Below are 24,564 nucleotides of genomic sequence, written 5' to 3' on the forward strand. Positions count from 1 at the left end.
CTGATCCCCGTATGAAAAGCGGCCGGAACTCCCGGCGGATCGAATGTAACCATCGCGGGTAAATCATGCAGGAGCAGCTCTATCTTGATGACTTGGCCGTAGGCCGTCGGTTTGCCACCGGCACGCATCTCATCGATTCATCCCAGATCAAGCGGTTCGCCGCCGAATACGATCCGCAGCCGTTTCATCTCGATGAGGAGGCCGCGAACAACACCTTCTTCCATGGCCTCGCCGCCAGCGGCTGGCAAGTAGTTGCCATAACGATGCGGCTTATCGTCAGCAGCGGGCTTCCGATAGCAGGTGGCAACATCGGGGCGGGAGCTGAGATATCCTGGCCCAGGCCCACCCGACCGGGCGACGTTCTGCGGGCGACCGGGGAAATTGTCGACGTCCAGCCTTCGCGGTCAAAGCCCGACCGCGGCATGCTCACCTTGAAAATCGAGACGTTCAACCAGAAGGATGAGGTCGTTCAGGTAATGATTGTCAGGCAACTCGTCTTCCGGCGGCCGCCACAACCGGGCTAGGTATGGGTCCGCTGACGTCCACGACCGTCTCGGCTAACGTCCTGTGGTAGGTGTACACGATTCCACCCTTGGAGTGCGATGATGCGTTATATATCGGTCGACGTTGGATGCACGCGCGGGAACCTCCACGCGCCGGCGATTATCCCAGGTCGATCAGCCACGGTATTCAACGGGCTGGTGTCGCTTCCGAGACCTATTTTGCCGGCTTGGACAGCGTGAGCAATTGCGGACCTCGGCGCGCACATTGATCGATACGGCCTAATCTTCCCAGCCAAGATTCCGAGGGACGAAGAGACGCAAAGGATCGCGCAAATTCGTTGCTCTCGAGAGAGAGAGAGAGAGAGAGAGAGGCATATGGGGCGACCGGCAAAGCAACGGACGACTGGCATTTCCCCGGCAACGCGATACGATTTCTCCTGAGTGGCCTGGCTCCATCCGTGGCCGCCGGAGTTCGCGATATGGTGTCCGATCCACCCAGTGGCGCGCGTGCGGGTATCGGCTCTCAGGCCGTCTGGGAGGACGGCGAACGCGTTTTCCGCCGTGGCTGGCGACCGGATGAGAGCGGAAGGCAGCACGCTGTGCTGTTTGTGCAGCCCGCAACCGACCACCCTTCCCGTTCAAGCCTTGATCGTCTCGCCCATGAATACGAACTCAAGGATCAGCTCGACGAGACGTGGGCAGCGCGGCCATTGGACCTTGTGCACGGCGCCGGCCGCGTCGTGCTGGTACTCGAAGATGCAGGTGGCGAGCCACTCGACACGCTGCTTGGCGTCCCCATGGAGATGGGACATTTCCTGGGCCTCGCCATCGCAATCGCGACGGCGATTGGCAAGCTCCATCAGCGCAGTCTCGTCCACAAGGACATCAAGCCAGCCAATATTCTGGTCAACGCGCCGAGCAACGAGGTGCGGCTGACCGGGTTCGGCATCGCCTCTCGCCTATCGCGCGAGCGGCAGCAGCCTCACCCTCCGGAGACCATCGCCGGCACGCTCGCCTTTATGGCGCCAGAGCAGACGGGACGGATGAACCGGTCAATCGACTCCCGCAGCGACCTCTACGCACTCGGCGTCACGTTCTACCAAATGCTCACCGGCGTTTTGCCGTTTGCCGCTTCGGATCCTATGGAATGGGTCCACTGTCATCTGGCCAGGCGGCCGATGGCACCTACCGAACGGCTCAAAGAAATTCCAGGCGTCGTCTCGGCGATCGTCATGAAGCTGCTCGCGAAAAGGGCGGAAGACCGCTATCACACGGCCACCGGCCTCGAACGCGATCTTCGCCGCTGCCAGAGGGAATGGCAGGCACAGCGCCGGGCTAACGACTTTTCGCTTGGCGAACACGACACGCCCGACCGGCTGCTGATTCCAGAAAAACTCTACGGGCGGCGGCGCGAAGTGGAGACCCTGCTCGCTTCCTTTGATCGCGTCGTCAAAGGCGGCCCGCTGGAATTGGTCCTTGTGTCGGGCTATTCCGGTATCGGCAAGTCTTCAGTCGTCAATGAATTGCAGCCGGTGCTGGTACCACCACGCGGCCTTTTCGCTTCCGGCAAATTCGATCAGTACAACCGCAACATTCCTTACGCGACGTTGGCACAGGCCTTTCAAAGCCTCCTCCGGCCGCTGCTTGGCAAAAGCGAGGCCGACCTCGCGTCCTGGCGCGAGGCATTGCGGGCGGCACTCGGACCGAATGCAGGACTGATTGTCGATCTCGTCCCTGAAGTGAAGCTCATCATCGGAGAGCCACCACCGATCCCTGAGCTTCCGCCACAGGAAACGCAACGGCGTTTCCAGCTGGTGTTCCAACGATTCATCGAACTCTTCGCTCGGCCCGAGCATCCGTTGGCGCTTTTCCTGGATGACCTGCAATGGCTCGACGCGGCAACGCTCGATCTGTTGGAAGACCTGTTAAGTCGTGACCTGCGCAATCTCTTGCTTATTGGCGCCTACCGCGACAATGAAGTCACGGCATCACATCCTCTCATGGCTAAACTGGAGGCTATTCGGGCAACCGGCCGTGTTCAAAGCATCAGGCTCAATCCGCTGACGGTCGAAGATTTGGGAAGGCTTGTCGCCGACTCGCTTCATTGCACTGCGGAGCACGCCACCCCGCTCGCACAGCTGGTGCATGCGAAAACCGATGGCAATCCATTCTTCGTGATCCAATTCCTTCAGGCGCTGGCCGAGGAGGATCTTTTAGTCTTCGAACACGTGCAGGGGCGATGGTCCTGGAATCTCGCTGGCATCCACGCCAAACAATACACGGACAACGTTGTCGAGTTCCTGGCGCCACAGCTGACGCGACTACCGCTCGATACGCAGACCGCTTTGCGCCAGCTCGCTTGCCTGGGCAACACTGCTGATCTCGCAACGCTCTCGCTGGTTCTGCAGATGCCAGAGGAACAGGTGCATGCGACTCTGTGGGAGGGCCTGGGACAACAATTGATCGACCGTCTGGATCGTACCTACAAGTTCGTGCACGACCGTGTGCAGGAAGCCGCTTACGCATTGATCCCCGAGGAGCCGCGCTCCTTGGCGCATTTGCGAATAGGGCGACTGCTCGCGGCGCATATCCCCCCAGAACGGCAAGATGACGAAATCTTCACCATCGTCAGCCAGTTCGATCGAGCCGGGACATTGATCACTGATGAGGAGGAACGCGAGCAGGTCGCCGCATTCAACCTGATCGCGGGCAAGCGGGCCAAGGCGGCAAGCGCCGCCAGCGATGCGTTGCGGTATCTCGCGACCGGCCGGTCCTTGCTCGGGAACGACGGATGGACACGACAGTACAGGCTCGTCTTCGACCTTGAGCTTCATCTTGCGGAGTGCGAGTATCTTATCGGTCGGCTGGCGGACGCGGAGCAACGCCTCACAGCGCTGTCGAGGAAGGCGCAAAATGCCACCGACTCTGGCGCCGTCGTCCATCTGCAGGTCAATCTCTACATGGTGCTGGACCGAAGCGACGATGCCGTCGTCATCGGCCTTGCTATCTGAGGCAGCATCAACCTCGATGGTCGCTGCATCCGACATCCGAAGGGGTCAGGCAGGAGTGCAGTCGATTATGGCGGCGGATCGAAGCCCGCTCGATCGAGGCGTTGCTCGATCTGCCATTGATGAGCGATCCAGAGCAGCGGGCGACAATGAATGTGCTCACCGCGCTGATTGGGGCGGCGCAGTTCACTGACTTGAATCTCTTCCATCTCATCATCATTCGGATGGTGGCCCTCAGCCTTGAACACGGCAACATCGAAGGTTCGTGCCTCGCCTACGCTGTGCTTGGCAGCGTGCCAAGTTTCTATCCGGACCAATCCCAGGCCGGCTTTCGCGTCGGCAAAATGGCGCTGGATCTTGTCGAGAGACACGGGTTCGACCGTATCAGAGGCATGGCCTACTATGGATTTACCCTGTTCACGGCACACTGGACGCAGCCCCTGGCCACCTGCCAAGGATTGTTCCGACGCGCCTTCGAAGCCGCTCGCGATGTCGGGGATCTCACGATCGCGTCCTTCGCCCGCGTCGACTTGGTCACCAATCTTCTGGCAACTGGAGAGGCGCTTGACGCCGTAGAGCGAGAGGCAAAAAGCGCGCTCGCTTTCGTGCAAAGTGTAGGGTTCGGACTGATTGGCGATGTCATCGTGACGCAGCTTGGTCTTATTCGGACGCTGCGCGGACAAACCCCCAACCTAGGCTCGTTCGATGACGAGGAATTTCGCGAGAGCGACTTCGAGCAACATCTGGAAGGCGACGCCCGCCTGGCCATCGCGGCATCGCGGTACTGGATTCGAAAGCTGCAAGCCAAAGTCCATGCCGGCGACTACGCCGCCGCGGTGGAAGCTGCCTCGAAGTCAGCATCGCTGTTGTGGACGCTGCCAGCTCAACAGGAGCTGCCCGAATATCATTTCTATGCGGCTCTTGCTTGGGCAGGGCATTGTGACTCCACCGTAGCCGAGGAGCGGCACCAAGCATTGCAGGAGTTGAGGGCCCACAAGGGGCAAATCGCCGTATGGTCACAGAACGGGCCTGAGAATTTCGCTAATCGGGCAGCGCTGCTCGGCGCCGAATTGGCTCGACTCGAAGGACGAGAAGACGAAGCGATGCGACTTTACGAGCAAGCGGTACGCTTGGCACGGGAGCAAAGCTTTATTCACACGGAAGCGCTGGCCAACGAACTGGCCGCGCGATTCTGGGCTGCCCGCGGCTTCGAAACCGTTGCGCACGCGTATCTACGAGATGCCCGTTACGGCTATCTCCGCTGGGGCGCGGATGGAAAAGTGAGGCAACTCGAGCGGTTGTACCCTGATCTCAAGCATGAGCAGCCGACCCCCGCCCCTACGTCTACGATCACCGCACCCGTCGAGCATCTCGATCTCGCGACGGTCATCGAAGTCTCTCAGGCAATCTCGAGCGAGATGATCTTGGAAAAGCTGGTCGACAGGCTCATGCGCTTGGCTGTCGAGCACGCCGGCGCTGAGCGGGGCCTCCTGATTTCCCCCAACGGCGAGGAACTGCAGATCGATGCGGAAGCCACGGCGTACGGGAAGGACCTGGCCGTCCATGTAGGGCAACACCGTGCAAGCAACGCCGCCGCGCTACCAGAGTCACTTGTTCGCTACGCGATGCGCACACGGGATACGGTGATTCTCGACGATGCCTCGTCCCAGCACCCGTTTTCAGCCGATACCTACATCGTTCAGCATCGCGCCCGCTCGATTCTCGGTCTCCCATTGATCAATCAGGGAAAATCCATTGGCATTCTCTACCTGGAAAACACTCTGATGCCACACGTCTTCACGCCCGACCGCGTCACGGTGTTGAAGGTGCTTGCATCGCAAGCTGCTATAGCGCTCGAGAATTCGCGGCTTTATCGCGACCTTGCGGAAAGCGAGCGAAGTTTGCGCTCGGCAATTGACGGAATACCTGGTCTGGTCGCTATCCTGGCTCCGAACGGCGAGGTCGAAGCCGTCAATCTCCAAATCATCGAGTATTGTGGTCGATCCCTAGAGGAGTTGAGGAACTGGGGCACAGACGGAACCGTCCACCACGAAGACCTTCCCCGACTCGCTGAAATTTTCACGAGATCGATGGCCGCCGGGGTGCCCTACCAAATCGAACAACGTCTGCGCCGGTTTGACGGCGAATATCGGTGGTTTGAAAATCGCGGTATCCCTATTCGCGACGATGCCGGGCGTATTGCCCGTTGGTACATCTTGCTGACCGACATCGAGGATCGCACGCAAGCGCTGGCGCGATTGCAGCAGATGCAATCGGATTTCGCCCGCATGAACCGCGTGGGCATCATGGGAGAACTGGCGGCGTCGCTATCTCACGAAATCACGCAGCCGATCGCCAGTGCACGCAACAATGCCCGCGCGGCGCTCAATTTCATGGACAAGCAGCCGCCGGATCTGAGCGAGGTCAGGGAGGCGCTGGGCGGCGTTGTAGGCGACACCGACCGGGCTGGAGACATTATTGGTCGAATCCGCGATCAGGTGAGGAAAGCACCGCCGCGAAAGGACTATGTTGACCTCAATACCGCCATAAGCGAGGTGATCGCATTGGCGCGGAGCTCAATTGTCAGCAGCGGTGTCCAGGTTCGGACCCGCTTTGCGGATGGATTGCCCCCGGTTCATGCCGATCGCGTTCAAATTCAACAAGTCATGCTGAACCTGATCCTGAACGCGGCCGAGGCAATGGGTTCGATGAAGGAAGGTGCACGCGAGTTGTCGATCAGTACCGAGCAAGACCGCACAGGCGCCCTCGTCACGGTTCGTGATTCCGGGCCGGGCATCCAACCGGCTCAACTGGAGCGCGTTTTCGACGCGTTTTACACGACCAAGTCCCTTGGAACGGGGATGGGGCTGTCGATCTGCCGATCGATCGTAGCCGCCCATGGGGGCCGGCTTTGGGCAGAGGAAAACGAACCGCACGGCGCCGTGTTCAAGTTCACCGTCCCCGGCCACGAAGCGGGATCATAAGCTCATGCTTGTTCAGCCCGCGTGAGAGCCGCGCGAAGGCACTCAGGGCCATCATGGGGCTTGTCATCAGCAGCCGGTTTCCGATAGCGGGCGGCATCGCCGGTCGGTATAGTCAACCGAATTCATCCGTGGCGCCGGAGTTTGCAATATGGTGTCCGATCCACCCAGTGGCGCGTACGAGGGCATCGGCTCTCAGGCCGCATGGGAGGACGGCGAACGCGCCTTTCGCCGCGGCTGGCGGCCGGACGAGAGTGGAAAGCAGCGCCCCGTGCTGTTTGTACAGCCCGCGACGGACCATCAGTCACGCTCTGGCCTCGATCGTCTCATCCACGAATTCGAATTGAAGGATAAGCTCGATCGGGCGTGGGCCGTGCGGCCGTTAGAGCTCGTGCACGACGCCGGCCGGACCATCCTGGTGCTCGAGGATGTCGGCGGTGAGCCGCTGGCGCGGCTGCTCGCCGCGCCGATGGAAGTGGGACGCTTCTTGCAGCTGGCGACCGGTATTGCCGCAGCTCTCGGCAAGCTCCATCAGCGCGGGCTCATTCACAAGGACATCAAACCGGCCAATGTCTTGGTCAACGCTGCAACCGGTGAGGTATGGCTGACGGGGTTTGGTATCGCCTCACGTTTGGCCCGCGAGCGCCAGCCCCTCGACGCTCCCGAAACGATCGCCGGTACGTTCGCCTACATGGCGCCTGAGCAGACCGGACGGATGAACCGGTCAATCGATTCCCGCAGCGATTTGTACGCGCTCGGCATCTCCTTCTACCAAATGCTCGCCGGTGGTTTGCCGTTTACGGCGGCCGAGCCCATGGAATGGGTGCACTGCCACCTCGCTAGGCAGCCGGTGGAACTCACGGGGCAGCGGAGCGATATCCCCGGCACCGTGTCGGCGGTCGTCATGAAGCTGCTCGCCAAAAGGGCCGAAGACCGCTATCAGACCGCCTCCGGTCTCGAAAGCGACCTTCGCAGATGCCAGGCCGAATGGGGGGCGCAGCACCGGATTGACGACTTTTCACTCGGCGCACGCGACACGCCGGACCAGTTACGGATTCCCGAGAAACTCTACGGTCGGCGAGAAGAAGTCGAAACCTTGCTCGCCTCCTTTGATCGCGTCGTCAAAGGAGGCGCCCCCGAGCTGGTCCTGGTATCGGGATATTCCGGTATCGGAAAGTCTTCGCTCGTCAACGAGTTGCAGCCGGCGCTCATACCGCCGCGGGGTCTTTTCGCTTCCGGCAAGTTCGATCAGCATAAGCGCGATATTCCTTACTCGACGCTGGTGCAGGCCTTTCAGGGTCTGATCAGACCGCTGCTCGGCAAGAGCGAAACGGACCTTGTGCCTTGGCGCGAAGCGTTGCGCGAGACGCTGGGACCCAACGCACGACTGATTGTGGATCTCATTCCTGAAGTAAAGCTCATCATCGGTGAGCCGCCGCCGGTCCCGGAGGTTCCACCCCAGGACGCGCAACGGCGCTTTCAACTGGTTTTACGGCGATTCCTGACTGTGTTCGCTCGGCAGGAACATCCGTTGGCACTCTTTCTCGATGACTTGCAATGGCTTGACGAGGCCACCCTCAGCCTGCTGCAAGAACTGTTGAGCCAGTCCGATCTGCGCCATCTCCTCCTCATCGGTGCCTTCCGAAACAATGAAGTGACCGCGGCGCATCCGCTCATGCGCAAGCTGGAGGCGATTCGAGCAACGGGAAGGGTGCAGGACATCAAGTTGGGTCCGCTCGCGCCCAACGATCTCAGAAACCTTGTCGCGGACTCGTTCCATTGCGATGCCGCTGAGCAGGCTGGGCCACTCGCGGAGCTGGTGCTCGCCAAGACCGAAGGCAATCCGTTTTTCGTGATTCAGTTTCTTCACCTGCTCGCCGACGAGCGTCTTCTTGCGTTCGATCATGGACAGGCTCGATGGTCCTTCGATCTTGGCGGCATCCACGCCAAACAGTACACGGACAATGTCGTGGGGCTTCTGGCCGGGAAGCTGACGCGGCTACCGCTCGACACGCAGGAAGCCTTGCGGCAGCTCGCTTGCCTCGGCAACATCGCCGACGCCACGATGCTCTCGATGGTTCTGGGAACGCCCGAGGAAGACGTACACGCAGCGCTCCGGGAGGCCCTGCGTCAACAATTGATCGAGCGCCTCGATCACTCCTACAAGTTCGTTCATGACCGCGTCCAAGAAGCCGCCTATGCGCTGATTCCGGAAAAGTCACGCGCCGAGGCGCATCTGACCATCGGCCGCCTGCTCGTGGGGCACACGCCACCGGAAAAGCGCGACGAGGCAATTTTCGAAATCGTCAACCAGCTCAATCGCGGCACTCCGTTAATCACGTCACTTAAGGAACGCGAGCAGCTCGCAGAGCTGAATCTGGCCGCCGGCAAGCGCGCCAAAGCGTCGTCGGCCTATGGCTCCGCGCTGACGTATCTCACCGCCGGCGCAGCCCTGTTGCCGGTCGACGCGTGGGAGCGCCGACAGGAGCTGGCGTTTGAACTGGAGTTGCACCCGGCGGACTGCGAGGTCTGCACCGGCGCCTTGCAGGCCGCCGAAGAGCGCCTGAATTCGCTCGCAGCGCGTGTTGTCGGCACGGTCCAACGATGCGCCGCCGGACGCCGGCTTGTGGATCTGTACGCCATGCTTGGGGCGGGCGAGCAGGCCGTCACCGTCGCCCTGGAGTGCTTGCGGGGTGTTGGTATCGATTGGTCGCCGCATCCCAGCGAAGAAGAAACGCGCCGCGAATATGAGCGCATCTGGTTACTGCTTGGAAATCGCGCGATCGAGGATGTCGTGAACCTGCCGCTGATGCAGGATCCCGAGGCTTTTGCGACGCTCGACATGCTGACGAAACTGAGTCTTCCAGCCGAGTACATTGACGAGAATTTGGTCGCGCTCAGCATCTGCAGAGCAACTAATCTAAGTCTGGAGCGTGGGAACAGCGACGCCGCACCGGTGAGCTACGCGGCAACGGGATTGATAGCCAGCGCCCACTTTGGCGACCAAGAAAAAGGTTATCGACTCGGGAAGATGGCCTGCGATCTGGTCGAGCGTCGCGGACTGAATCATTTTGGGGGGCGGGTCTACAACCGCTTTGCGGTGGTGGTTCCGTGGACACGGCCGCTTGCGGAGGCGATCGATCCAGCGCGTCGTGCTTTTCAGATGGCGAAGCGGCACGGCGAACCTGCATTTGCTGCATTTTCGTGCCGCAGTCTCATTTCCATTCTTCTTGCTCTGGGTCATCCACTCGATCAAGTCGAGGATGAGGCCGAGCAGGGATTGGAGTTCGTGCTTCCGTTTGGATTCTTTCTCGACCGGATGTCCGCACCGCTCGCTCTCGTCCGGACGCTCCGCGGAAAGACCACGAAGTTCGGTTCACTCGATGACGGTTGGTTCAAGGAACGCGCGTTTGAGGAGCGCGCGACAGGTCAACCCGCCGGCGCTTTCCTGGAATGTCACTACTGGATCCGAAAACTCCAGGCTCGCTTCTTCGCCAGCGATTACCTGTCGGCGATCGGTGCAGCGGAGAAAGTGGACACTTGGTACGCGACGTCCGCACCGCTATCGCTCCTTATGTTGGAGAAGACGGAATATCACTTCTACGCGGCACTCTCTCACGCGTCACTTTGCCAATCCGCAGACTCCGACCCGTCCGACAGGCACAGGGTGGCGCTCGCGACCCACGAGCGGGAGCTTCGGGGCTGGGCAGCGAACTCCCCGCAGAATTTCGAAGGCCGTGCAGCGCTGGTCGGCGCCGAGATTGCCCGGATCGAGGGGCGCCCGCTCGAAGCCATGGACCTGTACGAGTGCGCCATCGCGTCGGCACGGGCAAACGGCTTTATCAACGACGAAGCCATCGCCAACGAGTTGACTGCACGCTTTTATGCGGCGCGTGGCTACGCGACGATTGCGGCCACTTACTTGCGGGAAGCGCGCTCCGGTTATCTACGCTGGGGAGCCGATGGCAAAGTCAGGCAACTCGAGGCGCTTTATCCCTCATTGCGAGAGTTCGAACCGGCGCGTACCGCCGTTGCGACTATTGCAGCCTCGGTCGAGCAGCTGGACTTCGCGACCGTGGTCAAGGTGTCGCAAGCCGTCTCCAGTGAGATGGAGCTGGAGAAACTTATCGACGCGCTGATGCATCTCGCGATCGAGCACGCAGGTGCCGAAAGGGGCCTCTTGCTGCTATCGCACGGGGATGACCTGCGACACGTGGCGGTAGCAACGACCGGCCCGGACGGCATCATCGTTCGTCAGGGAGACGAACTGTCAGCGGCGTTTCCAGGATCCATCGTCCGCTACGTCATGCGATCGCGGGAAAACGTGATCGTCGACGACGCCTCGGCTCACCCGGCCTATTCCTCAGATCCTTACGTCCAAGAACAACACGCAAGGTCCATCCTATGCATGCCGCTTGTCAATGAAGCCAAAGTTGGTGGGGTTCTTTACCTTGAGAACGATCTAACGTCACACGCCTTTACGCCCGATCGCGTCACCGTGCTGAAGGTCCTTGCCTCGCAAGCGGCAATCTCGATCGAGAATTCCCGATTGTACCGCGCTCTCGCGGAACGCGAGGCGATCATCAGGCGCCGCGAGGAGGCCACTCGGGTTGCCCTGGAAACTGTCGCGGAGGGCGGCCCGCTAAAAGGAACGCTGGAATTGCTCTGTCACACGATGGAGCAGGAGTCAGTCGACAGTGTCATTGCATGCATCCATCCGGTAAACGAGGACGCGACGATGTTTCGCGACACCGCAGCGCCGAGTCTTGACGAGAATTATCGCAAGGCCATCGACGGATTGCCCGTGTCATCGATGATAGGGCCGTGCTGCTACGCAGTAGCCACGCGACAAGCCGTCGTCGTACCCAACCTGGCGGCCGATCCGAAGTGGGTTAAATTCCAGGATTACGCCAGGCCATTCGGCATTCGATCCTGCGAGTCCACGCCGATCTTTTCCAACGAGGGCAAGGTACTCGGAACGTTTGCGCTCTTCTACCTTGATGTTCGCGACTCGAGTCCACGCGACAAGCGGATAGTGGAATTGTTCACCAGTGCCGCGGCAGTTGCAATCGAGCGAAGTCGCGCGGAAGCGGCGTTGCGCGAGCTCAACGAAACGCTCGAACAACGCGTACAAGCCGAGACGCGGGAGCGGCTGCAAATATGGAACGTATCTCAGGACTTGCTGGTGATTGCCGCGATGGATGGAACACTTTTTAGTATCAATCCGGCTTGGACTGCTACGCTAGGCTGGCCAGTAGAGGATTTGCTTGGCAAATCGTCCGAATGGCTCCTCCACCCGGCCGATCGAGAAAAAACCCGCGCTGCGCTTGGTCAGCTTGCCAAAGGCCACAAGCACTTCGAAAACCGCCTGCGTGGAAAGAGCGGCTCCTATCATTGGATGTCGTGGACAGTGACGGCGGATAGCGGACGAACTTATGGGGTGGCACGCGATATTACCGAGCAAAAGCGGGCGGAAGAGGCGCTCGCGGCAAGCGAGCGTAGTCTCAGGCTCATTATCGACACGATTCCGGCACTGGCCTGGTCGGCACGGCCGGACGGTTCGGCCGAGTTCTTCAATCAGCAATATCTCAACTACATTGGGTCCCCGGCGGAGCAGCTTCTGGATTGGGGTTGGACGGCCGCAGTTCATCCGGATGACCTGAACGGGCTGGCTGTCACATGGAAAACCCTGTTGGCCTCGGGAATGCCGGGAGAGGCCGAAGTGCGACTGCGCCGCCATGATGGGGAATATCGATGGTTTTTGTTCCGCACCATGCCCTTGCGCGACGACGATGGAAACATCGTCAAATGGTACGGCTTCAACACCGACATCGAGGATCGCACGCAAGCGCTGGCGCGATTGCAGCAGATGCAATCGGATTTCGCCCGCATGAACCGCGTGGGCATCATGGGAGAACTGGCGGCGTCGCTGTCTCACGAAATCACGCAGCCGATCGCCAGTGCACGCAACAACGCCCGCGCGGCGCTCAATTTCATGGACAAGCAACCGCCGGATCTGAGCGAGGTCAGGGAGGCGCTGGGCGGCGTTGTGGGCGACACCGACCGGGCCGGAGACATTATTGGTCGAATCCGCGATCAGGTAAGGAAAGCACCGCCGCGAAAGGACTATGTTGACCTCAATACCGCCCTAAGCGAGGTGATCGCATTGGCGCGGAGCTCAATCGTCAGCAGCGGTGTCCAGGTTCGGACCCGCTTTGCGGATGGATTGCCCCCGGTTCATGCCGATCGCGTTCAAATTCAACAAGTCATGCTGAATCTGATCCTGAACGCGGCCGAGGCAATGGGTTCGATGAAGGAAGGTGCACGCGAGTTGTCGATCAGTACCGAGCAGGACCGCACAGGCGCCCTCGTTGCGGTTCGTGATTCCGGGCCGGGCATCCAACCGGCTCAACTGGAGCGCGTTTTCGACGCGTTTTACACGACCAAGTCCCTTGGAACGGGAATGGGGCTGTCGATCTGCCGATCGATCGTAGTCGCCCATGGGGGCCGGCTTTGGGCAGAGGAAAACGAACCGCACGGCGCCGTATTCAAGTTCACCGTCCCTGGCCACGAAGCGGGATCATAAGCTCATGCTTGTTCAGCCCGCGTGAGAGCGGCGCGAAGGCACTCCGTCAGTTTCTGTTCATCAACCGGCTTGCGAAGGTAGCAGAGAACTCCATCATTCGCGGCACGGATCTGGTCAGCGTCATCGGGGTAGGCCGTTACGAGGATCGTTGGTATGGTGCTCTCTTGTTCGACGAGGTGCCGGAAGAGTTCAATCCCGGTCATCTCGGGCATGTTGATGTCGGCGATCAGGCACCCCGTTTCGGCGAGATAGGGAGATGCCAGCAACTCGGCCGGCGACGCAAAAGCTTCTGCGAAATAGCCAAGCGATTTGATGAGTCTTCGCATGGATTCGCGAAAGTACCGATCGTCATCGACCACCGAAACCAATTGCTTTTTGGTCATGCTGCCTCCGACAGCGCGCTCGAGCCAGTCGTGCCGGCAGACAATGCCTAGCTCCTCACGTTCTAGTTTGATTTGTACGAGGAATGCCATTGGCGCGCTGGCGCCTTGCCATAAATCTTGGTTTAGGTGACGTGCGCAAGAATTGGGGTGTTCAGGCTCACGGACAGCCACTAAAATAGCCGTATGGCGAAGCAGCCGAACCGAGCCTATTTCAGTGATCTCTTAATTCCGAGCAACAGCGATGTCTGACGCAAATTCCCGCGTCTTGGTCATCGACGACGACCCGGACCTACGTGCCTCGGTCGGTCGTCTGTTGCGTTCGGTCGGCATCGATTTTCAGCTCTTTGCGTCTATTTCCGATTTCCTCGGAGCCGAACTGCCCGATGTCCCCATCTGCTTGGTGCTGGATATCAGAATGCCGGGACAAAGCGGTCTCGATCTGCAACAGGAACTTGGTCGGGCAAAAAGGGACCTGCCGATCATCTTCATCACTGGGCATGGCGACATTCCGATGTCCGTCCAGGCGATGAAAAGGGGGGCCATTGAATTCCTGACCAAGCCATTCCGCGATCAGGACCTCCTCGATGCCATTCAAGTGGGCTTGTCACGCGATCGGGCGCGACGCGAAAGTGATCAAGCCCTGGCGGACCTGAAGAAGCGTTTCGCATCGCTGAGCCCGAGAGAACGCGAAATCTTGATCCAGGTGGCGCGCGGCCGTCTCAGCAAACAAATCGCGTACAATATCGGCATCGCGGAAGCCACCGTCAAAGTGCATCGCAGCAGAGCGATGCAGAAGATGAAGGCAGGTTCGCTTCCTGAACTCGGGCAGATGGCCGACAAACTCAAGCTGATAGTCGACGAGCCGCTACGCTCCTAGGGCAATTCCAGGATTGCGTGAAAGCAAAGAGTTAGAGCGGGTCGGACTCCATCAAACACTGAACCGCTCCAAGTCGCAAAACCATCCACTTCGGGCGACACAATGGTCGCGCCGGCGGACCAGCGGTCTCCCAGGGCAACAATCTGGTGTGGCAGCAGCCGGGTTCGGTGACATCGTCGCGCGTCGCGCGTATAAACTTTGGCTTACGAGTCTCAACCACTTTGTCATCACCCGCTACCCGCGTGCAATAGCTGACGCTCCCTCCAGACGGTCAATATCCTTACCTGTAAACCAGCTTTCAAACTCAACTTTCGAAGGACAAGTGAGGTTGCCATGCGCTCATCAAGCCTTCGCGAATTCGACGACTGCGACACCTGTCCAAGGGCCTCACGCATGAGGCCGGAGGAGGTTGTCGAAGAGTGGACCAGCGTTCGAAATTGCATCGGACACCGAGCCTGCCGTCCATATCTAAGCAAGGCGGGAAACCCGGGCACGTGAATGCAATGATGCTGTGTTCGATTCACCGACAGAACAACTCAAAGTGTTTAATCAAGCTATTTTGTACGTTTGCGATGCGCTGACGCATCGTGCATTCGAAGGGATGCGAAAGAATGGCCACGGGGGACATCGATCTCGGCCGCGTTTTTGACGCGCTATCAATCATGGTATGGATGGCCTTACCCGACGGGCAGATCGATTTTGTCAATCGATGCTGGTCGGAATTCATCGGCCTCGGCCTGGAAGATATCCGTGCATCGAAATGGCAAGCTTTCGTTCACCCGGAAGATCTCGAGCGGCTGCTTGAAAGATGGCGATTGATCGTGGCATCCGGCACGGCGGGGGAGATGGAGGCGCGTGTTGGTCGCTTCGACGGGCAGTATCATTGGATCAACTTCCAATGCAATCCAATCCGCGGCACGGCCGGAGACATTCTCAAATGGTGTGGAGTGGCCACAGACGTCGAGGATGCACGGCGCGCCGAGGAAAAGCTGCGGCGGCGTAGGCTTGATCTCCAGACAATCATCGACAGCATTCCAATTCCAGTCGCGGTAACGACACCTTCGGGCGAGGTCGAGGGACTCAATCAACTTACACTCGACTATTTCGGTAGAACGCTCGATGAACTCAAAGGTTGGAAGAGCTCGGACGTTGTGCACCCGGACGACCTGGAGCGGACGGTGGCCGCACAGTTGGAAGCGCATCGGACGAGCACTCCCTACAATGTCGAGAGCCGCCATCGTCGTGCCGACAATGTTTACCGCTGGTACAACGTTCTGGGGCTGCCTCTTCGGGATTCGCAAGGCGAGATCGTCCGCTGGCTTCACCTGCTGATCGACATCGATGATCGAAGACGAGCGGAGGATGCGCTACGTGAAAGCGAGCGGAATTCGAAGCTGATCGTCAACACCATCTCAGCAGGATTTTGCGTCTTGTCGCCAGCCGGCGAAGTCGAGGCACTGAACGATCAATTGCTCGAATACTTCGGCAAATCGAAAAAGAAATTGAAGCATTGGCAAAACGCCGACGTGGTTCATCCTGATGACCGTCAGCGCATCACTCAAACGATCGAGCACTCGTTCGCGACAGGTGACCCATTCGATACGGAACAAAGACTTCGCGGAAAGGATGGCGTCTACCGTTGGTTTCGAGTTCGCGGTTTGCCTATCCGGGATACGGACAACCGGATCGTCCGGTGGTACGTCCTGCACATCGACATCGACGAAAAGAAACGGGCCGAGCAGGCTGTCGCAACCAGCGAACGCAATCTGAAAGCCATAGTCGACACCATTCCAGTGTTGGCCTGGTCCGCGCGCCCGGATGGATCCGCCGAGTTTTTCAACCAGCACTATCTCGATTACATCGGTCTATCCGACGAGCAGGCTCAGGGCTGGGGCTGGGCGGCCACGGTTCATCCAGATGATATGCCCGGGCTGGCCGGCACCTGGCAGGCCATATTGGCAGCGGGCGCCCCGGGCGAAGCGGAAGCGCGCCTTCGCCGCCACGATGGTGAGTATCGATTGTTCCTGTTCCGGGCTAATCCGCTGCGCGACGAGCACGGCACTGTCGTCAAATGGCATGGCGTCAACATTGACATCGAAGATCGCCGGCGCAGCGAAGAAAGTTTCCGTACCATCGTCGAAACCACGCCCGAATGCGTCAAAGTGGTCGCGCGTGATGGGACTGTGCTAAGGACCAATCAGGCTGGCGCGATAATGGCGGGCGTGCCCTCGCCTGACGTCGTGGTCGGACACAATTTCTTCGATTTCGTGGTTCCCGAGCATCGCGATCAATATCGTCTATTTCACGAGCGTGTCTGCGACGGACAGAAGGGCTTTCTGGAGTTTGACCTCGTCAGTCTGCAAGGCGTCCTCCGGCACGTCGAAACCCATGCTGCTCCCATGCTTGGCAGCGATGGCTCGGTCATGCAACTTGGAGTCACGCGCGACATTACCGAGCGGAAAAAGGCCGAGGAGAGATTGCGACGCAGTCAGGCCTTTTTGGCCGAAGGTCAGCAACTGGCTCGCATGGGAAATTTTTCGTGGTGCATCTCTGCAGGCGAGATCGTATGGTCGGAGCAACTTTACCGCATCTTTGCGTTCGATTCAAAAGACCCTGTGACGATGGAGCTAGTCGCATCGCGGCTCCATCCTGAGGATTTGCCACTCATGGCTGATTTTCTGGAACGTGCGCAATATGGCGCGCATGACTTGGATTATCAGCTTCGCATTTTGATGCCCGACCGCTCAGTCAAGTACCTGCATTTGATTGCGCATCTGGCACGGGATCATCCCGGTCGCCTGGAATACACCGGGGCCGTTATGGACATCACTCAGCGCCGGCTGGCAGAAGAAGCGCTCAGCAAGGCTCAATCGGAACTTGCCCACGTCACCAGGGTTACAAGTCTGGGAGTTTTGACAGCGTCGATCGCCCACGAGATCAATCAGCCACTCTCGGGTATTGTAACGAATGCCAGCACCTGCCTTCGCATGCTGTCTGCCGCCCCCCCAAACATAGCAATGGCGCAGGAGACCGCACGACGCACCGTGCGCGATGGGAACCGCGCCGCTGAAATGATCGCACGATTGCGTTCGCTGTTTAGCAAGAAAACTGTCGAAATCGAACCGGTAGATCTCAACGAGGTGGCGCGCGAGGTGATCGCTTTGGCCAAAAACGACCTTCAGCGAGACAAGGTGGTTGTGCATACCGAACTTGCGAATGGCATTAGGCCTGTTGGCGGTGACCGTGTGCAGCTTCAGCAGGTGATCATGAACCTGCTGCGTAACGCATCCGATGCAATGGCCAGCGTCGTCGACCGCCCAAGACGCCTGCTTGTTCGAACGGAGCCGGCCGACAATGATCAGGTGAAGTTGATGGTGCAGGACGCGGGTGTTGGATTCGGGCCGGAGGGAACGACACGCCTGTTCGAGACTTTCTACACCACCAAAAGCGACGGCATGGGGATCGGCTTATCTATAAGCCGCTCGATCGTGGAAAGCCTCGGCGGGCGGCTATGGGCCGAAGCGAACGCCGGCCCGGGAGCCACATTCTCGTTCTCTATCCCGGAATATTCCGGGGACGGGGTGCAGGACAACTTTGCCATCCTCCCCTCCGTCCGCAATGGGCGAGGTTCAATGGAACTTCGTGCCAGTCATCATTGACGCCAAATCGGCACAATGTGGCTGGGTGCCTACGATGTGGATTGCGGTTCGGCTGCAGGACCCTTGGGTCGGCGGCGGTCGGCTATGTAGCCTCCATCCCACCAAGAGGTGACGAAGCCCGCATACGCGTCGGCGGCGTCCTCCCAAATGAAATGTCCTGCCTCAATGATCGCAAGATCACTGTTGGGCAGGCGTTCAACCAGGAACTCTGCATTGGCCAACGGAACAACCTGATCGTGACGGCCAGCAATCACGCGCACCGGAGTTGGTATCTGCCGCAGCAAGTCACGGAGTATCGGGAGGTCGCGAGGGTACGCCCGGACGTACTGCATCGATTCGGCAAAGCGGGTGCCTGCGTATGAAGCCAGGTAGTCCTCGAATGCAGCTTGCGAGAGTGTGTATCGTTCGAGCGTACTCGTGGCGGCGCGCACGATATCGCGGCCATCGATGCGACGATATGGATCCAGGGAAGGCGCCTCAACCCAGTCCTTCAGCACCCCGCCAAGTTGCAGGGGAACGGCAGTGCCGCCTGTCCCGACGATGATACTGCGGAATCTCTCAGGCGTGCGGGCGGCCGCGAAAAGCACCGCGGGAGTGCCAACGTCGGGTCCAACGACATGTGGTTGCTCCAGTCCCAATTCATCCGCCAGTCTTATGACGAATTCGCCCATCGCCGACGGTGACATCAGCGAGTCCCGTCGTTCCGACTGGCCAAACCCCGGCAAGTCGACCGCGATGAGATGTGCGTGCTCGGCAAGCCGCGACCATATCGCTTCGAAAGCGTATATGCTTTCGGGCCAGGGGCTGAGCAGGAGCGCTTGCACCTTGCCACGCTCTTTCGAGCTCTCGGCGATGCGGATGGACAACCCATCGATCGAATGAAACAGGGGCTGGATGGAAAGATGCGAAGCTTGCATGAGCTCATTCCTTCAAAATGAAGTCTCTCTTTTCAAAATCGCGACGCAGCATTTCAAATGAGCTGAAAACACGCAATTGCACAAAGGTATGCGCGACACCTTTGTATCGATTTCAGGAAAAAGGCGGAGGACACCGATGCCGAAGCACGGCTTTTGGTTGCGAGAGCCCCGGTTTGGAGACGGCGCGAAAGCGCCCCCTCAATGGTGAAAACTGAGCACAAGACACGTTCAGAGGTTGAACAAATGTCTGATCCTGGCGGTCAGATGCGGAACGGATTTCAGGGCCGCGCCGCCATGGCGTTGATCGAATTTGGACAGCTCGACAGCCGTTTTCTTCGACAGAAGGGCGCCGAGCTCGTCGGCGATGGCCGGTCGGTCCCGTATCAGCGGCGCCAGCCCCTCCTGGGTAATTTCGTACACGACGACGGCGGTGAGCGCGGTGATGGACCCGAACTCGCCCGCACCAGTCAGCAGACCACCCTCTCCGAAGAAGTCGCCCGGCGCTAGCCTCGTGAGTTCGGTCGTTTCGCCCGCCGGGTCGTCGCTCCGTCGTGTGACAATTGCGACACCGCTGCGCATGATCATCAGCGACTGCGACACGTTTTTCTGTTCGATCAGCACGTCGCCCTTGCGAAAGGTGCGACGCGTCATGGTCGAAGCGAGGGTCTCCTTCTCTTCCTCGGTCAGGTGGGCAAACAGCGGAACCACATCCAGCAATCGCAACTGCGTGGTACGCAAACCGGCTGGCACCGCGCCCGTGGCCGACGCGGCGGCTGTAACACCGCCATTCGCGGGCTGGGCAAGAACCAGTCCTGCAGCCTTGGCATGGCGGTAGATCAGATCGAATACTTCTGTTCTCGCCGTGCCCACGGCCGACACGTCGGCAACTCTGGACGTCACCTCCAACTCGACCGCATTCGCATCGAGAGCTGTCACGTGGATGCTGGGTTCGGGAAGCGTCAGGATTGAATTGCTGCTCAGCAGGACTGAACGCATCACCTCGACCATGGCCGATGGCGCGGTCGACGGTCGGAAGCGTACGCTAAGCGTCATGCCGTGGCTGGGCTCGGGACTGCTGAGATTGGTGAGCCTCGCTTTGGCGAGATCGCTATTGGGAACGATGACGAGATCATTTGCGCTGGTCAGCAGATGCGTTGCTCTCCAGTTTGTCTCGACAACCTTGCCTTCGACCGCATCGCCGAGGGCGAGCCAGTCACCGACCCCATAGGGCCTGTCAAGACTAAGCGCGATCCCGGAAAACACGTCGCTCAAGGTGCTTTGCAGGGCAAGCCCAAGGATCAGCGCCACGATGCCGGACGTGGCAATCAACGTACCGACCGGCGCATTGAAAACATACGTCACGATGGACAGCACGGCGCCGATGTAGATCACGCCAACAATGAGATCCTGCAGGAATCGGCCCTCGCGGGCTCGCCCCTCGAAAATCAGAAAAACACGGACGACGCTGATCAGCGCCCATGCAGCGCTGGTCCACCATGTGATCTTGGCGAGCCCGAGGAAAAAACGCTGGAAGCTGGACGCGCCCGGCGGCCCCGGCGCGTACGGTACGATGCCGTGGGACATCAGAAGGATGGTGAGAACAGCCAACAAGGCCAATTGGCCGATGAGGTGGAACCGGGGGCGATTGCGAAGCATCACCCGTGTGGTGACGGCACCGATGACGGCAAGCGCTCCCGTCCTCACGATAGGGTCGGCGACCACCTGGGTGATGTCACCATAACTCGGCATTGGCTCCGGACTCCGTGCGCGGCTACTGTTGCCTGAGAAGGTGCGACCACCGCTGCCGGTCATCTGGCGGCAGTTGAACGCCGGCAGAGACTCTAGGTGAACGAAAAGTCGCTCAGATCGGCGGCGATCATAGGCAGGTCGCGTACCAAGACGTCTTTCAAAAGGTCATTCATGGCTTGCAGCCGGGGATCCCGTTTGTTCGCATCCGGCGCGTGAACCGTATTGGTGAGCTCGCGCGTATCGTCGCGGATTTTCTTGACCCGCAGTCATGGTGAGCGGGCAGAATGTCGTAGCGCTTCGGTCTCGCCTCTGGCCGAGTTCTCGACCACGACTTCACTGATTTGTACGATCGGCGTCCGATCGGTGAAATTGCGGATGTCGCCCGAGATCTCCTGGGCGTGCGGGCCATACGAGGACTGGTACGCCTGCACTGAATCGCAGAGCAGGTGACACATTGCGACATACGCAGCCGGGATTTCTGCCGTCCAGTCCGCCAGCTTCCTGTCGATCGCGTAATATTTCAAGGCCGGCCCCATCCTGCTCTTGATGAGCGGCAGGTGTTTGTCACGATAGTAGTCGTGATCGAACCGCGTCCCGAGGCTGGCGGGATACATGACACTGACTTTGATCATCGCTTCTCTCCGCGGGTTGTCATTCGGGCACTTGCACGTGGGAGGCTTTCGCCTGGGTCGCCGCGGTTGTGACTTCGGCTTTTGACACGATGGCATGCGCCTGCTGGAGCGCATGGCGTGTCGGCCGGTTCGCGATATTGGCGCGCGCGAGTTCGAGCGCCCGCTTCAGGTTGTTTCCGCTGCTGGCGTAGAACTCCGCGGCATGGTCCGCGAATGCGAGCAAATGTGTCTCAAGAAGCTTTTCGAAGCCAAATCGTGCGGCCTCGAGCTGTGCCTCGGCCTCCTCGAATCTCTCTTGCGCGATCAAAACGTCGGCAAGACGCCACCGCACCTCCGGATCGCTGCTCGATAGCACTGGCAGGAGTAGCGCCTCGGCGTCGTCGGTCCGGCCTTGATTGGCATGTATTTCCGCAAGATGCACGCGGGCCCTCACATAGACCGGCACGTAAGCGATGGCGCGCCGATACCAGCGCGCGGCCAGATTGAGGTCCGGTACCGGATTGAGTTCACCCCACAACATGCCAAGCTGAAAGCAGACCCAGGCCGGCGGGAAAGGCGACGTGCCGGCATATGCATCAAATGCTTGCCGATACACCGCCTCCGCTTCGGTAAAGCGCTCCAGATCGGCAAGCACGGCACCGAGAGGCACGAGATCCTCCAGTCGCGCGCCTGCTCTTGCAATGCGGCGCCGGGCGTCAAGCACGCGGTCAAGCTCCATGCCACGGGCCTGGTCGATCGCCAACGCCTGGCGGTCTGCTGCCTCGCGCGGCGCGCCCAGCACGGTGGCGCGCGCCAAGTGCATCGTTGCGTCCGCGAAGCGATGCCCTGTCGAGGCTACCTCGGCCTGAACGAGTGCCGCCCGAAAGGATTCTTCCGCATCTGAAAGTCGCGCGGCGAGTGCTTCCAGGCGGTCGAGCGCTTCCACGTCCCCAGCGAACTGGATCCTCAGCCTCTCCATATCCACGATGGCTTCGGCAATATCTGGAAGCGTCGGGTCTTGCCGGAAGCGCATCCATGCATGGCGGCGCGCACTTTCCAGGTTGATGGCCGCAATTTCCCCGTCGGTGGCCTGCGGCCAGGACGCTGTCGATGAAGCCGCCGCGCTCATGGCAAAATCAGGAGAGCGATGCCCGCGAACGAAATGGCGGCGCCGGTGACCTGTGCCAGTTGACGGCCCGTGGCCGGACCGGTCCTGCCAATCGCGATACCCAAACCAACGCCGGTCGCATGAAGCAGCACGGTGGCGCAAACGAAGCCGAGCCCGTAGGTCAGCCCCGACATGCTTTCCGGCATTTCTGTGCCATGAGCGTGACCATGGAAGATTGCGAAAAATCCAACAAGGAATGTGGCAACCAGCGTCGGCACGCTAAGCTGAAACGCGACGGCCAGACCCAGCACGATAACCGACATGGCGATGCCGATTTCCGCGAACGGTAGTTTGACGCCGGCCATGCCAGCGACGCCCGCTAGCGCCAAGACGGAAACAAACGTCAAAGGCACCAACCACCGCGCCCGGCCTCCCAAATGAGCGGCGAACAAACCGACCGCGATCATTGCCAGAATATGGTCCATCCCGCTGAACGGATGTGTCCAGCCGGACGCAAAGCCGTGCGTGAGGCCAACAATGCCGGGATGAGCCGACGCAGCGACGGGCACGAAAACGATGACAGCGGCGCATTCCCCCAGTATAGCGCGGTTCATTGCCGTTCGGCCTCCGGTTCGGTTCTGTTCAACGATTGGGGTCATGTCGCACCTCCAAAGCGGGATTTCAGGCTTCCCAGACCAGTTTTGAGCAGCGTCGCCACCCTGGCTCTCACGACGATGTCGGGTTGATTGTCGGCCTGGTACTGCACGCTCCATTCGGCAACGCAACCGTCGCCCCTCGGCGTGACCTTTATCGTGCCGATGTAGTGGCAAGCGGGAATCCCGGCCACCAAGGTGTAGCGATAGAGCCGTTTCGCATTGTCGACTTCCTCAAGCCGTTCGACGACTTCCCCGCCATCGCGCGCCTCGATCCTTCGGAGCTGACCAGTACCGGCGCCGGTCAGGCGAACCTGGGCGACCAACGGATGCCAGTCGAGGTTGAACTGTCCGATGACCGACCACACCGCGTCGGCGGCCGCCGCAAGCTCGACGCAATCCTCGACGCTTTGCAGGTCTGTGTTGGGCATCGCGAAATACGGAAACACCTTCATGCCGGGCTTCGTCGCTTGGGTCGCCCCACCCTGGAGAAACTTCCGATCGCGGTTGACGAGCCAGGTGAGCAGGATGTCGATCACGTTCGCATCGATCGTGCGGCCGCCGCCGGTCTGATAAGGTCGGCCGTAAAGCGTGCTCTTCTCGATTTCGAGATGGCTTTCGTCAGTGATAGGCTTGGCCACATCGAACAGCAGAAAATCGTCGAGGAAGATGTTGGCGTTGGCGGAGAGCGCTTCCGGCGTCCAATCGGCTTTGCCGTCACGCATGTCCCAGTCGGCGAAGCTGTCCTTCAGGCGCTGAAGGAAAAGCGGTTGCAGCTCTTTCGAAATCTCGAATGGCTTCTGCTGATTCCACAGGTCGCGGATGTCCTCCGCGCCCCGCAACCCGGGATTGGTGAGGCGAATATTCGTCTGCTCTGGCTTTCCGACCCAATCGATGCGGGCAACCGGATGTGAGACGTTGCCTGCCGGCGAGCGGGCGGGGACAGTCTCGGCGATCGCCCCGAACAATGAGCCGGCAGCGGGATTGAGTAGGCGATGTGTGTCGAACTCCACGACCGCGCAGAGCACGTTGTCGTGCTGGAGCAGATTTGGAACCTTCCTGAGATCGGAGGCGATTACCGCGAGATAAAAGGGGTCGGAGCGCAGCCCGGCGAACACGCGCACATCGCCTTCCGGAGTCGATGCGCCCTTTTCGTCGTTCACAATGAGCGACAGCTCGCGACCGTCCGGCAAAGTGCACGTGCCGCGCTGGACGACATTTCCCGCGGCATCGCGCTCCAGCACCTCGAACCTGAAGCTGAAGCGAATTTCCTTGTGCGCAGGTTGAAACTTCGCCGCCTCGCCAACGCCGGCAACGGTCACGCGGCGAACGGCAATCGCGTGATCGATGACGTTCGAGAAGATCGCACTTTCGCCGGCGGAAGGGAAAACGCACATCGCAAGCACGGTGCGCACCGGGTTCTCCGGACTGATGAAGGCGAAGAGGTCGGTGACGTCGGCTGGGGGATCGCCGATCGAGCGCGGACCGTCAACATGATCTGACATCATCAACCTCCATTCATCGGCTCG

The 24,564-nt window shown here is 59.9% G+C and carries 13 protein-coding genes; 6 read left to right on the forward strand and 7 right to left on the reverse strand.

From position 1 onward, the window contains the following. Positions 1–65 precede the first annotated feature (65 nt). From FJ548_RS00200 to FJ548_RS00210, 4 genes are all read left to right on the forward strand, one after another. Positions 66–524 carry a MaoC family dehydratase gene (locus FJ548_RS00200; protein WP_140613479.1) on the forward strand — a complete coding sequence of 153 codons (459 nt, stop codon included), beginning with the start codon at positions 66–68 and terminating at the stop codon, positions 522–524. 458 nt (positions 525–982) lie between these two features. Beyond that, positions 983–3,514: a serine/threonine-protein kinase PknK gene (locus FJ548_RS30200; protein ID WP_246678515.1), complete on the forward strand. Its 2,532-nt coding sequence runs from the start codon at positions 983–985 to the stop codon at positions 3,512–3,514. Positions 3,515–3,615: 101 nt separating this feature from the next. Continuing rightward, on the forward strand, positions 3,616–6,495 hold the full coding sequence (locus FJ548_RS30205) for an ATP-binding protein (protein WP_246678516.1): 2,880 nt from the start codon (positions 3,616–3,618) through the stop codon (positions 6,493–6,495). Between the two features lie 148 nt (positions 6,496–6,643). Then, the gene (locus FJ548_RS00210) at positions 6,644–13,078 is read left to right on the forward strand and encodes an AAA family ATPase (protein ID WP_140776146.1); all 6,435 of its coding nucleotides are present in this window, start codon (positions 6,644–6,646) and stop codon (positions 13,076–13,078) included. A gap of 2 nt (positions 13,079–13,080) precedes the next feature. Here FJ548_RS00210 and FJ548_RS00215 read toward each other — a convergent pair whose 3' ends face one another. Next, the gene (locus FJ548_RS00215) at positions 13,081–13,461 is read right to left on the reverse strand and encodes a response regulator (RefSeq protein ID WP_140608621.1); all 381 of its coding nucleotides are present in this window, start codon (positions 13,459–13,461) and stop codon (positions 13,081–13,083) included. 241 nt (positions 13,462–13,702) lie between these two features. On the opposite strand from FJ548_RS00215, the gene FJ548_RS00220 reads away from it, so the two are divergent. Continuing rightward, a complete protein-coding gene (locus tag FJ548_RS00220) occupies positions 13,703–14,338 on the forward strand; it encodes a response regulator (RefSeq protein ID WP_140608619.1) in 636 nt (211 codons plus the stop codon). A gap of 611 nt (positions 14,339–14,949) precedes the next feature. Further along, the gene (locus tag FJ548_RS00225; RefSeq protein ID WP_140776148.1) at positions 14,950–17,997 is read left to right on the forward strand and encodes a PAS domain S-box protein; all 3,048 of its coding nucleotides are present in this window, start codon (positions 14,950–14,952) and stop codon (positions 17,995–17,997) included. 29 nt (positions 17,998–18,026) lie between these two features. Here the strand turns inward: FJ548_RS00225 and FJ548_RS00230 are convergent, their stop codons facing one another. From FJ548_RS00230 to FJ548_RS00255, 6 genes are all read right to left on the reverse strand, one after another. Continuing rightward, positions 18,027–18,914 carry an alpha/beta hydrolase gene (locus FJ548_RS00230; RefSeq protein WP_140608615.1) on the reverse strand — a complete coding sequence of 296 codons (888 nt, stop codon included), beginning with the start codon at positions 18,912–18,914 and terminating at the stop codon, positions 18,027–18,029. Between the two features lie 228 nt (positions 18,915–19,142). Then, positions 19,143–20,663 carry a mechanosensitive ion channel family protein gene (locus FJ548_RS00235; protein ID WP_140776150.1) on the reverse strand — a complete coding sequence of 507 codons (1,521 nt, stop codon included), beginning with the start codon at positions 20,661–20,663 and terminating at the stop codon, positions 19,143–19,145. 266 nt (positions 20,664–20,929) lie between these two features. Next, positions 20,930–21,295: an EthD family reductase gene (locus tag FJ548_RS00240; protein WP_140776152.1), complete on the reverse strand. Its 366-nt coding sequence runs from the start codon at positions 21,293–21,295 to the stop codon at positions 20,930–20,932. Positions 21,296–21,314: 19 nt separating this feature from the next. Continuing rightward, the gene (locus tag FJ548_RS00245; RefSeq protein ID WP_140776154.1) at positions 21,315–22,403 is read right to left on the reverse strand and encodes a hypothetical protein; all 1,089 of its coding nucleotides are present in this window, start codon (positions 22,401–22,403) and stop codon (positions 21,315–21,317) included. Next, a complete protein-coding gene (locus tag FJ548_RS00250; RefSeq protein ID WP_348640838.1) occupies positions 22,400–23,041 on the reverse strand; it encodes a HupE/UreJ family protein in 642 nt (213 codons plus the stop codon). The genes FJ548_RS00245 and FJ548_RS00250 overlap by 4 nt, the downstream gene beginning before the upstream one ends. Further along, positions 23,038–24,543, reverse strand: a complete 1,506-nt coding sequence (locus tag FJ548_RS00255; protein ID WP_140776156.1) for a DUF4331 family protein — start codon at positions 24,541–24,543, stop codon at positions 23,038–23,040. The genes FJ548_RS00250 and FJ548_RS00255 overlap by 4 nt, the downstream gene beginning before the upstream one ends. Positions 24,544–24,564 lie beyond the last annotated feature (21 nt).

This window comes from Mesorhizobium sp. B2-4-17, assembly GCF_006441275.1.
Classification (GTDB): Bacteria; Pseudomonadota; Alphaproteobacteria; order Rhizobiales; family Rhizobiaceae; genus Mesorhizobium.

Coding starts and splice junctions, on each gene's coding strand:
- FJ548_RS00230 (WP_140608615.1), bottom strand. CDS start 18,914: ATGCAAGCTTCGCATCTTTCCATCCAGCCCCTGTTTCATTCGATCGAT.
- FJ548_RS00225 (WP_140776148.1), top strand. CDS start 14,950: ATGGCCACGGGGGACATCGATCTCGGCCGCGTTTTTGACGCGCTATCA.
- FJ548_RS00210 (WP_140776146.1), top strand. CDS start 6,644: ATGGTGTCCGATCCACCCAGTGGCGCGTACGAGGGCATCGGCTCTCAG.
- FJ548_RS30200 (WP_246678515.1), top strand. CDS start 983: ATGGTGTCCGATCCACCCAGTGGCGCGCGTGCGGGTATCGGCTCTCAG.
- FJ548_RS00200 (WP_140613479.1), top strand. CDS start 66: ATGCAGGAGCAGCTCTATCTTGATGACTTGGCCGTAGGCCGTCGGTTT.
- FJ548_RS00235 (WP_140776150.1), bottom strand. CDS start 20,663: ATGCCGAGTTATGGTGACATCACCCAGGTGGTCGCCGACCCTATCGTG.
- FJ548_RS00240 (WP_140776152.1), bottom strand. CDS start 21,295: ATGATCAAAGTCAGTGTCATGTATCCCGCCAGCCTCGGGACGCGGTTC.
- FJ548_RS00250 (WP_348640838.1), bottom strand. CDS start 23,041: ATGACCCCAATCGTTGAACAGAACCGAACCGGAGGCCGAACGGCAATG.
- FJ548_RS00215 (WP_140608621.1), bottom strand. CDS start 13,461: ATGACCAAAAAGCAATTGGTTTCGGTGGTCGATGACGATCGGTACTTT.
- FJ548_RS00220 (WP_140608619.1), top strand. CDS start 13,703: ATGTCTGACGCAAATTCCCGCGTCTTGGTCATCGACGACGACCCGGAC.
- FJ548_RS00245 (WP_140776154.1), bottom strand. CDS start 22,403: ATGAGCGCGGCGGCTTCATCGACAGCGTCCTGGCCGCAGGCCACCGAC.
- FJ548_RS00255 (WP_140776156.1), bottom strand. CDS start 24,543: ATGATGTCAGATCATGTTGACGGTCCGCGCTCGATCGGCGATCCCCCA.